Genomic DNA, 13,768 nt, shown 5'->3' on the forward strand with positions numbered 1-13,768 from the left:
GAAGGGCTCATCTTTCTGTGTCATCCATTTTCCTTCAATTGCTGATGCACTGTAAATAATGAAGGGTATGTCAGTACGCTTAAGATCACACATGTCAGCGCGGCTGACGCCATTGTTGTAAAGACGATTAACAGCTGAAAACGTACCGCCTGAATCGGGTCCGCACCGGCTAGAATCTGGCCTGTCATCATGCCGGGAAGCTGAACAAGTCCGAGCGTTTTCTGGCTTTCCAGCGTCGGAATCATGCTCATTTTCATCGCAGAAGTAAGAATGCGCTGTATAGATTGCTTCGGTGTGCCTCCAAGAGACAATATTAACTGAATTTCTTCTTTACGCACGCCGACTTCAGAGTTGAGCCGGTTTAAAAACAAACTTGCGAGCACCATCGAATTTCCGATGACCATCCCGCTGATTGGGATGACATATCGGGCCGTAAGCGGGATGATATGAAGAGACAGCAGAATTCCCTGCGTCACAATTTCTACAATCGCTAACGCGGCGAACACCCTCCAAAACGAACCGATTGTATTTTTCTTTCGTTTGATCACATTTTGCGCTGCCACTGCCAGCATTAACAGCACCATCAGCACGATAAAAACAGGATGGTCTCCGCGAAAAATCAGCGACAGTACATAACCGATGATAAGCAGCTGTACCGCGGCCCGGATGGTGGCAATGATCATGTCTTTTTCTACGCCGGCTTTAAAGGATTTTGATAAAAACAAGGCGATCAAAACAAAGATCATCGTTAAAGAGAGGGAAAGGTAATCCATTACCGGGTTCCTCCCTTCAAAAATTCCTTGGCTGCTTCATGCAGCGGATTAGAGAAAAATGTTTCAGTTTCTGCAATTTCCAGCAGCCGTCCATCCGCCATAAACCAAATGGTATCGGCTACTCGTTTTGCCTGCTCCATGTTATGGGTCACCCACATGACTGTCCATTTTTTCTCTTGATGCTGACGTTTAATCAGCTCTTCAATCTCAAGAACAGAAACCGGGTCCAAGGCCGACGTGATTTCGTCAAGCAATAAAATAGAGGAAGGATTTGCGAGTGTTCTGGCCAGTGACAGCCTTTGCCGCTGTCCGCCCGATAAGTCCTTGGCGCTTCTGTCTAACAGCTCTGGCGGCAGCCCTATAAGAGAAGCGAGCTCTTCGGGGGAGTATAGCTGGGATTGATGCAGCCTTTGCACGAGACTAAGATTGTCACGCACTGTTCCGTCGAGGACGGGAGCCGATTGAAACGCGAGAGCTGCCGTTCGCCTCAGCTCATTGACATTCCAATCCCTGATTTCCTTTCCGTATATGTTCACTTCGCCGTGATCCGGCGTTCTCATTAAATTGCACATGGACAGAAGGGTGCTTTTGCCTGAACCGGAAGGGCCTAAAACAGCTACGATTGCGCCCTGTTGAATGTCTCCGGTGACATCCTGCAATACATCATAGGCTTGTCCATCTTGTTCATAGCTTTTTCTGACTGATCTAAAGGAAATGGCTGGTATGTTTTGTGTTTGATCATTTGCTTCCATTACAATAATCACCTTTCAGTATAAGTAGGCTGAACCTATATTTAAATATAACGTGAAACCGATGCCTTTTGGTAGAAAAAATAAAGGAGAACAGGCTTTCACCTATTCTCCTGCTCAAACTATGCGGTCAGGTTTGGCTGTGTTTTCTTTTTCGGTTTTCTCGGCTGTGAAGCAAAGGTATGTAATACCATCCCCGCAATAATAATGAATAAACCGGCAAATGATAACAGGGACGGAAAAACGCCTGACAGCAGAACAATTTCACCAAACAGCGCGAAAATCACTTCACCGGACTGAGTGGCTTCAACGGCCGCGAGTTTCTGCGGGTTGTCTCTTACCATATCAGTGGCCCAGAAAAATAAAACCGTCGCAATGATGCCTGAGCTGACGGCAACGATAAAGGATTGAACGGTTTGCCCTGCTGATGGAAGGCCGTCTGACCACCAGCCGTAAGCCGCCAGTATAAGCCAGAACGGAAGGCTTGCCAATGTCATTCCCAGCACGCGCTGAAATGTATCAAGCCGGCCTCCGTATTCTTCCAGCATTCTCCGGTTTCCTAACGGATAGGCAAAAGCCGCAATAACAACCGGCAGCACACTGAAAAGCAGCATCTTCCCTGAAAGCGATTCTGCATGCTGAAGCTGAATCAGCGCCGCTCCGATCAGGATGATCACGGAAGTGCCAAGTGATACTAGGGGAATCTTTTGCCGAACGAGTTGCGGACCACCCGGCATGTCTTTTTTGACATAGAAAAAAGGAGATAAGAGCACACCGGCTACAATGGTGATTTGCCAAGTTCCGGCTACAAGCCATCCGGGACCGTAAGCAGCCGCAAAGGTAATCGGCGCGTAAAAAAGCACAAAACCGACAAAACTCCACTTGATCCAAAAGAACGGCTTTTTCCTCATCTCTTGTAAAAGAGGAGCGAATGTCCCTCTCATGATGACTATCAAACATAAAAAAGGCACCATAAAAATAAAGCGCAGCGAAGAGCTCCAAAGCCAGCTGCCTCCGGATAACTCCATCGCCCTGTTTAAAATAAAGGTAACGGCGAAAAAGAGTGAAGCTAATATTCCGATAATGATTGCTTTCATGATATCCCTCATTTTGGCATTATTTTTTATACTATACTATTCGGTATTATTCAGTTCAATGGAATCGTGAGAAAAACATCAGGTTTTGCGAGCCGCTAGGTGTGGAAGACAAAAAATAGGAGGTGACATTGATGGGAACAAAGACACAGACGTACTTCTTTCAGGATGACGGCAGGATTCCGAATCACCCAAATTTTCCGCTCGTTCGGTATCAAAACGCGTTCAGGGATACGAGTGAGGCAGAGCGGACCGTCAACTGGCATGGCTGGTCAAACAGCTGGTCAGGCAGTGTTTTTCCATACCATCATTATCACAGCAATACACATGAAGTGCTGATTGCTGTCCGCGGAGAGGCCATGATTCAATTTGGGGGAGAGAAAGGGGCCGTCATTCCTTTCTCATCCGGTGACGCTGTCGTGATTCCAGCCGGAGTCGGCCATAAAAAGCTAAGTGCTAGCTCAGATTTTACCGTCATCGGCGCATATCCGGGGGGCATTCAGTATGATATGAAGACGGGAGAGCCAGATGAACGGAAGGAAGCGATGAAACAGATCAAGCAGGTGCCGCTGCCGGCGAAAGACCCGATCACAGGAAAAAGGGCTCCTCTTTTGGAAATATGGGTAAAGTGAAGGGGAGAAATTGCTGGATTGTCAATAACTAGTGCCAGAGAAACGATATGACACGAGCTCCAAATAAATTAATTTCATAATCGAAGCAATTCACGTTCAAATTTTGTTCAAAAAGTGTTATCATATAGAAGGTAATCGAATTGGAGTTTTTTGTGTTTGCTATTTTCAGAGAGAGTAAAGGATTTTGACTTATTCAATTGTTTATTTTTGAGATAAAAATAATACTGAATATGGCAAGATGAAAAACTGGGTAGTAAACATTTATTTTTGTAAATGATTGTGCATGAATTCACAATCCTTATTCTTATGCCTTCAAGCGTGAGATCAGGGAGAGGCACTACCCTTTCCAAAAAAAATCAGCAAACTGCTTATAGTAAAGGAGAATTGGATATGCCAGAAACAATCGATCAAACAAATGCGTCTGTCAGCCAAAGCCAGCAAGATCTTATTGATCAGCTATTAAAGCCAGAAGTTCAAGAATCACTGACTGTTTTAGTTGACCAGCTTCCGAAGCTGACTGAGTTAGTGAATATTTTAACGAAGTCTTATGATTTCGCTCAGTCTGTAGCAACTGACGAAGTGCTAAAAAGCGACACAGTCGGTGCGATCACTGAAATTCTTGAGCCTGTAAAAGAAACGGCGAAAGAAGTAGCTGCGACTGCAATCGAAGCAAAAGACCGTGCAGAAGCAAGCAACGAAACGATTGGACTGTTCGGCCTGCTGCGCATGCTGAAGGATCCTCAAGCTCAAAAGCTGTTCCGTTTTGCTAACAGCTACCTTGAAGTGATGAACGAACGCGAAAACCAAAAATAATCTCAGATACAAATTGATATAAAGGACGGAGGATATACGATGTCAAAACATATTGTCATTCTAGGCGCTGGTTATGGCGGAGTTCTTTCTGCTCTAACAGTTCGCAAACATTACACAAAAGAACAAGCACGCGTGACAGTGGTAAACAAATACCCAACTCACCAAATCATTACGGAATTACACCGCCTTGCAGCAGGCAACGTGTCTGAAAAAGCGGTTGCAATGCCATTAGAAAAACTTTTCAAAGGCAAAGACATTGATCTTAAAATTGCGGAAGTAAGCTCTTTCTCAGTAGATAAAAAAGAAGTTGCGCTTGCTGACGGTTCTACATTAACTTATGATGCGCTTGTTGTAGGACTTGGTTCTGTCACAGCTTACTTCGGCATCCCAGGTCTTGAAGAAAACAGCATGGTATTGAAATCTGCTGCTGATGCGAACAAAGTCTTCAAACATGTTGAAGATCGTGTGCGTGAGTACTCTAAAACGAAAAACGAAGCAGATGCAACAATCCTTATCGGCGGAGGCGGCTTAACAGGCGTTGAGCTTGTCGGTGAGCTTGCTGACATCATGCCAAACCTTGCGAAAAAATACGGCGTAGACCATAAAGAAATCAAACTGAAACTGGTTGAAGCAGGTCCGAAAATCCTTCCTGTTCTTCCGGATGATCTTATCGAACGTGCGACGACAAGTCTTGAAAAACGCGGCGTTGAGTTCTTAACAGGTCTTCCTGTTACAAATGTAGAAGGCAACGTGATTGATCTGAAAGACGGATCAAAAGTTGTTGCCAACACATTTGTTTGGACTGGCGGCGTACAAGGTAACCCATTAGTCGGTGAATCAGGCCTTGAAGTGAACCGCGGACGTGCGACAGTAAATGACTTCCTGCAATCTACATCTCACGAAGATGTATTCGTTGCCGGAGACAGCGCTGTTTACTTTGCTCCAGATGGCCGTCCATACCCGCCAACTGCACAAATCGCATGGCAAATGGGTGAGCTGATTGGTTACAACCTATTCGCTTACTTAGAAGGCAAAACGCTTGAAACATTCAAGCCAGTAAACTCTGGTACACTTGCAAGCCTTGGACGCAAAGACGCGGTTGCCATCATTGGTGCTAATTCTACACCGCTTAAAGGTCTTCCTGCTTCCTTGATGAAAGAAGCAAGTAACGTACGCTACTTAACACACATTAAAGGACTATTCAGCCTGGCTTACTAATCCTTTCTTGTGGATCAGACATTGCCAAAAGCGTTCCTTCGGGGATGCTTTCCGGCAATGTCTTTTTTTGTTTCAAAAAAAGACATTGATCCTAGAGGAATATAAAGGTAAAATAAGACTAAATCAAAATGTTAACGTTAACATTTTGAAATAGAATGAAAGACGGTGAGGACATGGAACCCTTTATGGGCGAAAATTTTTTGTTGAAAAATGAAACCGCTGTCAACCTCTATCACCATTACGCGAAAGACATGCCGATTATTGATTACCACTGCCACTTAAGCCCGAAAGAAATCTATGAAAATAAGACATTTCAAAACATCACGGAAGCCTGGCTGTATGGAGACCATTACAAATGGCGCATTATGAGAGCCAATGGGATTGAAGAGACATACATTACAGGCGATGCGACTGATGAAGAGAAATTTATGGCTTGGGCGAAAACCGTGCCTATGGCGATCGGCAATCCCCTCTACAATTGGACCCACTTAGAACTGCAGCGTTTTTTTGGCATTTATGATGTTTTAAATGAGCAAACCGCGCCGGCTATATGGAAACAGACGAATGAACTGCTCAAAGAAGAAGGCTTCGGGGCAAGAGATTTGATTGTGAAATCAAATGTAAAGGTCGTTTGCACAACGGATGACCCTGTCGACTCTCTTGAATACCACCTATTATTAAAAGAAGACAAAGATTTTCCTGTCAGCGTGCTGCCAGGATTTCGGCCGGATAAAGGGCTTGAGATTAATCGTGAAGGCTTTCCTGATTGGGTGCGGGCACTTGAAAACGCTGCAGCCATATCGATTTCAACATACGATGAGTTTCTAAGGGCGCTGGAAAAACGAGTGCGGTTCTTCCATTCAGCCGGCGGCAGAGTGTCTGATCACGCGATCGATTCAATGGTATTTGCCGAAACGACAAAAGAGGAAGCGGGCCGCATTTTTTCTGACAGATTGCGAGGAACAGAGGTTGCTGATGAAGATGAGAAGAAATTTAAGACGTATACGCTTCAGTTTCTTTGCGGTTTGTATGCGGAACTCGATTGGGCGATGCAGTTTCATATCAACGCCTTAAGAAATACGAATACAAAGATGATGAAGAGGCTCGGACCTGACACAGGCTATGATTCTATGAATGATGAAGAAATAGCCAAGCCTTTATATAAACTGCTGAACTCAGTTGAGATGAAGAACCAGCTGCCGAAGACAATTTTATATTCACTGAATCCAAACGATAACTATGTCATCGCCAGCATGATCAACAGTTTTCAGGACGGTGTCACCCCGGGAAAAATCCAATTCGGCACGGCCTGGTGGTTTAATGATACAAAAGACGGGATGCTTGATCAAATGAAAGCGTTGTCAAATGTCGGCCTTTTCAGCCGCTTTATCGGCATGCTCACCGATTCCAGAAGCTTTCTTTCTTATACGCGCCACGAATATTTCAGGCGGATCGTCTGCAATTTGATCGGGGAATGGGTGGAAAACGGCGAAGTGCCGCGTGATATGGAGCTTTTAGGAAGCATTGTGCAAGGAATTTGCTATGACAATGCGAAACACTATTTTCAATTTCAAGAAGAGTAAGCAAACGTGTAACAAAGTGTCCACTCAGCATCACTGAGCGGATCACTGCCCGAAAATTTCTAAGACACAGAGGTGGAAGATGCGAACTGAACTGGCAAATAAGGTTGTGTCGATCGAAACAGAGAAAAGGCTTTCATTGAAAGAGAAGATTTCCTATGGTTTTGGTGATTTTGGCAACGGTTTTATGTTTGATCTCGGCCAGATTTATTTATTGAAGTATTTTACTGATGTAGCGGGAATCCCGGCTGCGATGGCCGGAGGCATTTTTTTAGTCAGCAAGCTGTTTGCAGCGATCACAGATCCAATTGTCGGCTCATCAATCGATTATCGCAAAAACATCGGCAAGCGGGGGAAATTCAGGCCTTATCTATTAATCGGCAGCATCGTGCTTGCGGTGCTTACTGTACTTATTTTTCTGTCTCCTAATGTATCAACGACCGGAAAACTGATTTATGCATATGCATCCTACATGATTTGGGGCATCGGTTATTCGTTTGTGAATATTCCGTACGGCTCATTAGGGGCTGCGATGACTCAAAATTCTGAGGATCGCACCTCCATTTCGACTTTTCGCCAGATCGGATCACTTGGAGCCTTGTTTATCACAAGTGTGGCCGTGATGCCGCTGCTCGTCAAATTTGATAATCCGAAGGTCGGCTACCCGGTGGTCATGGGCTTGTTCGCCGCACTCGGTGTGCTATGGTTTTATATTTGCTACCGCAACTGCAAAGAGCGCATTGTGATATCGGAAGCGCCAAAAGAAAAATTAACACTCTCATCTGTCGTCAAAACATTTATTGCGAATAAACCGCTGCTGACCCTTGTCTTAATGACGATTTTTTCAATTTCCGCATACAACATCAAATCCGCTATGCTCGTCTATTTCGCACAATATAATCTCGGCAATGTTGAACTGATGGCTTATATGAACTTTATTATTATCGGTTCTTCCTTTTTGGGCGTCATATTCCTTCCAAAGCTCGTCAAGATGTTTGGAAAAAAACGAACGGCAATGATTGGCTTCGGCATCAGTGTGGCTGCGGATCTGGTCAACTTTATGCTTCCGTCAAACGTCTATGTGTTTACGATTTTGGCCAGCATCGCCTTTATCGGAATCAGTATCCCGAATGGCATTACGTGGGCGCTTGTCTCCGATATTATTGACTATGGTGAATGGAAATCTGGTGAACGGAAAGAAGCAACGACATATTCACTTTTTAATTTCTCCAGAAAGCTTGCTCAGTCCTTGTCCGGTTTTCTCTCGGGCATCGGTTTAGGGCTTATCGGTTATGTTCCGAATGCAGTTCAGACAGCACAGGCACTGATCGGCATCAAAGCGCTTCTGCTTCTGTATCCGGCCATTGCTTTGGCATTAGCAATGATCATTATCGGTTTTCTTTATAAACTCACAGACCAGCAGCATGCACAGATCGTTCAAGATCTTCATCAAAAGAGCTGACAGCACAATATAAAGAATATTTAAAATAATTAGTAAATAACATGTATTTGTAAGGGTTTTCTCTAGGAGGTGCCCAAAGAACTAGAAAGGAAGGAGGCACTGGATTGAAAACGGTAACGATATCGGCTGAAGAAGCAAAGGAACTCGTTTTGGAAAAGCTGACTGATGCACGTTTGAATGAACAAGACGCTGAAAAAGTGGCAGATGTGCTCGTGCACGCCGATTTACGCAGCGTACATTCTCATGGGGTGCTGCGAACAGAGCACTATGTGAACAGGCTAAGGGCAGGAGGGATCAACCCTGAAGCGCATCCTGCCTTTAAAGAGACGGGACCCGTGACAGGAGTGCTGGATGGTGATGACGGTTTCGGCCATGTGATTTGTGATATGGCAATGGACCGTGCAATTGACATGGCAAAGAAAAACGGTGTCGGCATGGTGACGGCCGTAAACAGCAGCCATTGTGGAGCGTTAAGCTATTTTGTGCAAAAAGCGGCTGATGAAAAGCTGATCGGAATAGCAATGACACATACGGACAGTATCGTTGTCCCGTTTGGCGGGAGGACTCCCTTTTTAGGGACAAATCCGATTGCTTACGGTGTTCCGGCTAAGCAAAAAAAACGTTTATCCTAGATATGGCGACATCGAAAGTGGCTTTTGGGAAGATTTTGCAAGCACGTGAAGAGGGCAAAGACATACCTGAAGGATGGGGAGTCGATGAAAACGGAGAAGCAGTAACTGATCCTGACAAGGTCGTTTCACTTTCAACATTCGGCGGCCCGAAAGGCTATGGACTATCGATTGTCGTGGATGTGTTTTCCGGATTGCTGGCGGGCGCGGCTTTTGGCCCTCACATTGCCAAAATGTACAGCGGCCTTGATCAAAAAAGAAGGCTGGGGCATTACGTTTGCGCGATCAATCCGTCCTTTTTTACCGATCAGGATGCATTTTTAGAGCAGATGGATGCCATGCTCGATGAACTGCAGGCGTCCCCTCCGGCTGTTGGAGTCGAGAGAGTGTATGTGCCTGGCGAGATCGAGCAGCTGCATGAAGAAAGAAATAAAATCCACGGAATATCAATTGCTCGGAGCGTGTATGAATTCTTAAAAAGCAGGTGAGTAAAATGAAAGCGGTTCAAGTGCGAAAAGCGTATGATCTGGTGACAGCGGAGATGAAGAAGCCGGTTCTTTCAAAGGATGATGAAGTGCTCGTCAAAGTCAAGCGGGTCGGCATTTGCGGGTCAGACATGCACATTTATCATGGCACGAATCCGCTCGCCACCCTCCCGAGAGTCATCGGACACGAGGTAACGGGACAAGTGGAGGAAGTTGGGGCGAATGTGCGCAGCCTAAAAGCTGGTGACCACGTGGTCATTGAGCCGATTTCTTATTGCGGAACGTGTTACGCCTGCCGCAAAGGGCGGCCGAATGTTTGCGCAAAGCTTTCTGTATTTGGCGTACATGAAGACGGCGGCATGCGGGAATATATTGTGCTTCCGGAAAGACAGCTTCACGCAGTATCAAAGGACTTGCCTTGGGAGGAGGCGGTCATGGCTGAGCCTTACACGATAGGGGCACAGGCAGTGTGGAGGGGCCAGGTGGAAAAAGGTGATACCGTCCTGATCCAAGGAGCGGGACCTATCGGGATCTGTGTGTTAAAAATGGCAAAGCTGGCGGGCGCTCTCGTCATGATGACTGACTTGAACAACGAGCGGCTGGCATTTGCGAAAGAAAACGGTGCTGACGCTATTGTAAATGCCCAAACAGAACATGTTGCTGAGCGGGTCCGTGAATGGACTGGGAATGAAGGAGCCAATGTGGTCATTGATGCGGTTTGCCTGCCGGCGACTTTTGCGCTTTCAGTTGAGGTCGTTTCTCCGGCGGGACATGTGGTTGTGCTTGGATTTGATGAAAGAGCGGCACAGATTTCTCAGCTGCCGATTACAAAAAAAGAAGTCACGATAACGGGATCGAGATTGCAGACCAATCAGTTTCCAAAAGTGGTTGAGCTTTTGAATGAAGGCCGGTTAGCGCATAACGGGCTGGTGACCCATACCTTTTCAGTTGCTGACGTTCATCACGCATTTCAGTTTATCAAGGAGCACCCAGATCAGGTGCGGAAAGCTGTCATCACGTTTGATTAATGGACTGATTCCGGAGGTGTAAACATGAATATAACATTCAGATGGTATGGCCGAGGCAACGATACTGTCACGCTTGAACACATAAAGCAGATTCCCGGAGTCAAAGGCATCGTCTGGGCTCTCCATCAAAAGCCTGTCGGCGGCGTGTGGGAAGAAGAAGAAATCAAAGCCGAGACCGAATATATCCAATCCTATGGTTTTCATGCAGAAGTTGTAGAAAGCGTGAATGTTCATGAAGCGATTAAACTCGGAAACGAAGAGCGCGGCCGGTATATTGAAAACTACAAACAAACGATCCGCAATCTTGCCAAATTTGGCGTGAAAGTGATCTGCTACAATTTTATGCCGGTTTTTGACTGGACACGCACGGACATGTTCCGGCCGCTGGAAGATGGGTCAACTGCTTTGTTTTTTGAAAAGGCAAAGGTAGAAAGCCTTGAGCCCCAAGAGCTGATTCAGACGGTGGAGGAAGCATCTGACATGACACTGCCGGGGTGGGAGCCAGAAAAACTGGCTCGAATCAAAGAGCTGTTTGCAGCCTACAGAACGGTCGATGAGGAACAGCTATGGGACAATTTATCATTCTTTTTGCAAGAAGTCCTTCCTGTTGCTGAGGCGCATGGCGTACAAATGGCCATTCATCCGGATGACCCGCCATGGCCGATCTTAGGACTGCCGCGCATTATCACAGGGGAGGCAAGCTATAAGAAGCTGCGGGCGATATCAGATTCACCGTCTAATTGCATCACCCTTTGTACAGGTTCAATGGGAGCCAATCCCGCAAACGACATGGTGGAGATCGCTAAGACGTATGCAGGCATTGCTCCATTTTCACATATTCGGAATGTAAAAATTTTTGAGAATGGCAATTTTATTGAAACATCTCATCTGACGAAAGACGGTTCGATCAACATTCAAGGCGTGATGGAAGAACTGCATAAGCAGGATTACAAAGGATATGTCAGACCGGATCACGGGCGCCATCTTTGGGGCGAGCAATGCCGGCCGGGTTATGGCTTATACGATCGGGCCCTTGGCATCATGTACTTGAACGGACTGTGGGACGCATATGAAGCAATGGCCAAAAAAGAGGTGGAAGTATGATCCAGATGCATGAGAACTTGGCTGGTAAAACGGCTGTCATCACTGGCGGCAGCGGGGTGCTTTGCTCTGCAATGGCCCGAGAGCTTGCCCGTCATGGCATGAAGGTGGCGATATTGAATCGGACGGCTGAAAAGGGCCAAGCGGTCGTGAAGGAGATTACAGAGGCTGGCGGCACAGCATGCTCTGTTACTGCGGATGTGCTGGACAGGATGTCACTGGTACAGGCAAAGGAGGACGTCCTCAGCCGGCTTGGCTCTGTCGACCTGTTAATTAACGGGGCTGGCGGCAATCATCCTGCCGCGATAACCGATGTGGAGACATATGAAGAAGCGGGAGCAGGCCAATCCTTTTTTGATATGGATGAGGAGGGCTTTTCAACTGTATTCTCCACCAACTTCACCGGAGCGTTTTTGGCCTCTCAAGTGTTTGGAAAAGAGCTGCTGAAGGCGGATTCACCGGCGATTATCAATCTTTCTTCCATGAGTGCTTATTCACCCATGACGAAGGTTCCGGCGTACAGTGCCGCCAAAGCATCCATTAATAATTTTACGATGTGGATGGCCGTTCATTTTGCCGAAACCGGGCTGCGGGTCAATGCCATTGCCCCAGGCTTTTTTCTGACAAAACAAAATCATGATTTGCTGATCAATCAAGACGGAACCTTAACCAGCCGATCTCACAAAATTATTGCGGGAACACCGATGAAGCGCTTTGGAAAACCGGAGGACTTGCTCGGCACGCTGCTTTGGCTTGCGGATGAATCCTATTCCGGTTTTATCACCGGGATCACCGTTCCTGTCGATGGAGGATTTATGGCTTATTCAGGCGTATAACGAAATCGGAGCAACAGAAACTGAACCAACATAGGGGTGAGGTTGAGATGTTTTCAAAAGATAAGCTTCCCATTATCCTTTTTTTGTTCCTGGCAGGAGTGATTAATTACCTGGATCGCTCGGCGCTTTCCATTGCAGCTCCTTTTATTCAGGATGATCTCACATTGTCTGCTACGCAAATGGGCTTGATTTTCAGCAGTTTTTCGATTGGCTATGCCATTTTTAATTTTCTTGGGGGAGTGGCATCTGACCGCTATGGGGCAAAGCTGACCCTGTTTGTCGCCATGGTCGTTTGGTCGCTATTCAGCGGAGCAGTCGCCCTTGCCTTTGGTTTTGTCAGCCTTCTGATTATACGCATCCTCTTCGGAATGGGAGAAGGCCCGCTTTCTGCGACCATCAACAAGATGGTGAATAACTGGTTTCCGCCAACCCAGCGGGCGTCCGTTATCGGTGTGACCAACAGCGGCACGCCGCTCGGGGGAGCCATTTCCGGGCCGATTGTCGGCATGATTGCAGTGGCGTTCAGCTGGAAGGTATCCTTCGTTCTCATTATGATTATTGGTTTGATTTGGGCAGTGCTCTGGTTCAGGTTTGTCAAAGAAAAGCCCCCTGAGGCGATGAGGGAAGCACCGGCGATAAGAGCAGAAACGTCTCCCGGAGAAAAAATTCCGCTCACCTTTTATCTGAAGCAAAAAACGGTTTTATTCACGGCGTTTGCTTTTTTCGCCTACAATTATATTCTTTTCTTCTTTTTGACGTGGTTTCCGAGCTACCTTGTTGAAGAACGTGGATTAAGTGTTGAATCGATGAGTGTCATCACGGTCATTCCGTGGATTTTAGGCTTTATCGGGCTCGCAGCCGGGGGGTTTGTTTCTGACTATGTGTACAAAAAAACGGCCCGAAAAGGTGTGCTGTTCTCGCGCAAGGTAGTGCTCGTCACGTGTTTGTTTTCATCTGCGGTTTTGATTGGTTTCGCCGGGCTTGTGGCAACGACGGCAGGCGCTGTTACCCTTGTCGCTCTGTCCGTGTTCTTTCTTTATTTGACCGGCGCTATCTACTGGGCTGTCATTCAAGATGTAGTGGATCAAAACAATGTCGGTTCTGTAGGCGGCTTCATGCATTTCCTCGCCAATACGGCAGGAATTATCGGGCCGGCGTTAACCGGGTTTATTGTTGATCAGACGGGTACGTTTTCTGGAGCATTTTTGCTTGCAGGAGGGTTAGCTGTCTTTGCTTCACTTGCTGTTATTCGTTTTGTCCGTCCAATCATCGGCAAACCAGCAGGAACTGAAGCGGAGGATTCCGTGTCTTATTAATCTGGAAATAGAGTGGGAGAGAGGTATGTTTGATGATACAATATACAGTAAA

Annotated in this window: 12 protein-coding genes and 1 pseudogene; 10 read left to right on the forward strand and 3 right to left on the reverse strand. The window is 46.4% G+C overall.

Annotated elements, in window-relative coordinates:
- Positions 1 to 20: 20 nt before the first annotated feature.
- From MOC09_RS01655 to MOC09_RS01665, 3 genes are all read right to left on the reverse strand, one after another.
- Positions 21 to 773 carry an ABC transporter permease gene (locus MOC09_RS01655; RefSeq protein WP_268360059.1) on the reverse strand — a complete coding sequence of 251 codons (753 nt, stop codon included), beginning with the start codon at positions 771 to 773 and terminating at the stop codon, positions 21 to 23.
- Entirely contained in the window at positions 773 to 1,525 is a 753-nt protein-coding gene (locus MOC09_RS01660) for a phosphate ABC transporter ATP-binding protein (protein WP_268360060.1), read from the reverse strand. The genes MOC09_RS01655 and MOC09_RS01660 overlap by 1 nt, the downstream gene beginning before the upstream one ends.
- A 119-nt stretch (positions 1,526 to 1,644) precedes the next feature.
- A complete protein-coding gene (locus tag MOC09_RS01665) occupies positions 1,645 to 2,619 on the reverse strand; it encodes a multidrug resistance efflux transporter family protein (protein ID WP_268360061.1) in 975 nt (324 codons plus the stop codon).
- 131 nt (positions 2,620 to 2,750) lie between these two features.
- Here MOC09_RS01665 and MOC09_RS01670 point away from each other — a divergent pair, with 131 nt between their 5' ends.
- The 10 genes and pseudogenes from MOC09_RS01670 (at position 2,751) to MOC09_RS01715 (ending at position 13,716) form a co-directional block, all read left to right on the forward strand.
- On the forward strand, positions 2,751 to 3,248 hold the full coding sequence (locus MOC09_RS01670; protein ID WP_268369343.1) for a cupin domain-containing protein: 498 nt from the start codon (positions 2,751 to 2,753) through the stop codon (positions 3,246 to 3,248).
- A gap of 390 nt (positions 3,249 to 3,638) precedes the next feature.
- Complete coding sequence (locus MOC09_RS01675) at positions 3,639 to 4,061, forward strand: DUF1641 domain-containing protein (RefSeq protein ID WP_003220510.1); 423 nt, start codon at positions 3,639 to 3,641, stop codon at positions 4,059 to 4,061.
- A gap of 39 nt (positions 4,062 to 4,100) precedes the next feature.
- Positions 4,101 to 5,279, forward strand: coding sequence for an NAD(P)/FAD-dependent oxidoreductase (locus MOC09_RS01680; RefSeq protein WP_268367030.1), 1,179 nt, complete (start codon positions 4,101 to 4,103; stop codon positions 5,277 to 5,279).
- Positions 5,280 to 5,452: 173 nt separating this feature from the next.
- Positions 5,453 to 6,862 carry a glucuronate isomerase gene (uxaC, locus tag MOC09_RS01685; RefSeq protein WP_268369344.1) on the forward strand — a complete coding sequence of 470 codons (1,410 nt, stop codon included), beginning with the start codon at positions 5,453 to 5,455 and terminating at the stop codon, positions 6,860 to 6,862.
- 79 nt (positions 6,863 to 6,941) lie between these two features.
- Complete coding sequence (locus tag MOC09_RS01690) at positions 6,942 to 8,321, forward strand: MFS transporter (protein ID WP_268362538.1); 1,380 nt, start codon at positions 6,942 to 6,944, stop codon at positions 8,319 to 8,321.
- Between the two features lie 104 nt (positions 8,322 to 8,425).
- Positions 8,426 to 9,438 (forward strand): annotated as a pseudogene (gene allD / locus MOC09_RS01695) (ureidoglycolate dehydrogenase).
- A 5-nt stretch (positions 9,439 to 9,443) separates the two neighbouring features.
- Positions 9,444 to 10,463, forward strand: a complete 1,020-nt coding sequence (locus tag MOC09_RS01700) for a zinc-binding alcohol dehydrogenase family protein (RefSeq protein WP_268362543.1) — start codon at positions 9,444 to 9,446, stop codon at positions 10,461 to 10,463.
- Positions 10,464 to 10,487: 24 nt separating this feature from the next.
- The gene (gene uxuA / locus MOC09_RS01705; RefSeq protein WP_268362544.1) at positions 10,488 to 11,567 is read left to right on the forward strand and encodes a mannonate dehydratase; all 1,080 of its coding nucleotides are present in this window, start codon (positions 10,488 to 10,490) and stop codon (positions 11,565 to 11,567) included.
- Entirely contained in the window at positions 11,564 to 12,400 is an 837-nt protein-coding gene (locus tag MOC09_RS01710) for an SDR family oxidoreductase (RefSeq protein WP_268362546.1), read from the forward strand. The genes uxuA and MOC09_RS01710 overlap by 4 nt, the downstream gene beginning before the upstream one ends.
- Before the next feature lie 47 nt (positions 12,401 to 12,447).
- Positions 12,448 to 13,716, forward strand: coding sequence for an MFS transporter (locus MOC09_RS01715; protein ID WP_268369346.1), 1,269 nt, complete (start codon positions 12,448 to 12,450; stop codon positions 13,714 to 13,716).
- Positions 13,717 to 13,768 lie beyond the last annotated feature (52 nt).

It is taken from the genome of Bacillus sp. N12A5 (assembly GCF_026790125.1).
Taxonomy (GTDB): domain Bacteria; phylum Bacillota; class Bacilli; order Bacillales; family Bacillaceae; genus Bacillus.

Coding starts and splice junctions, on each gene's coding strand:
- MOC09_RS01655 (WP_268360059.1), bottom strand. CDS start 773: ATGGATTACCTTTCCCTCTCTTTAACGATGATCTTTGTTTTGATCGCC.
- MOC09_RS01660 (WP_268360060.1), bottom strand. CDS start 1,525: ATGGAAGCAAATGATCAAACACAAAACATACCAGCCATTTCCTTTAGA.
- MOC09_RS01665 (WP_268360061.1), bottom strand. CDS start 2,619: ATGAAAGCAATCATTATCGGAATATTAGCTTCACTCTTTTTCGCCGTT.
- MOC09_RS01670 (WP_268369343.1), top strand. CDS start 2,751: ATGGGAACAAAGACACAGACGTACTTCTTTCAGGATGACGGCAGGATT.
- MOC09_RS01675 (WP_003220510.1), top strand. CDS start 3,639: ATGCCAGAAACAATCGATCAAACAAATGCGTCTGTCAGCCAAAGCCAG.
- MOC09_RS01680 (WP_268367030.1), top strand. CDS start 4,101: ATGTCAAAACATATTGTCATTCTAGGCGCTGGTTATGGCGGAGTTCTT.
- uxaC (WP_268369344.1), top strand. CDS start 5,453: ATGGAACCCTTTATGGGCGAAAATTTTTTGTTGAAAAATGAAACCGCT.
- MOC09_RS01690 (WP_268362538.1), top strand. CDS start 6,942: ATGCGAACTGAACTGGCAAATAAGGTTGTGTCGATCGAAACAGAGAAA.
- MOC09_RS01700 (WP_268362543.1), top strand. CDS start 9,444: ATGAAAGCGGTTCAAGTGCGAAAAGCGTATGATCTGGTGACAGCGGAG.
- uxuA (WP_268362544.1), top strand. CDS start 10,488: ATGAATATAACATTCAGATGGTATGGCCGAGGCAACGATACTGTCACG.
- MOC09_RS01710 (WP_268362546.1), top strand. CDS start 11,564: ATGATCCAGATGCATGAGAACTTGGCTGGTAAAACGGCTGTCATCACT.
- MOC09_RS01715 (WP_268369346.1), top strand. CDS start 12,448: ATGTTTTCAAAAGATAAGCTTCCCATTATCCTTTTTTTGTTCCTGGCA.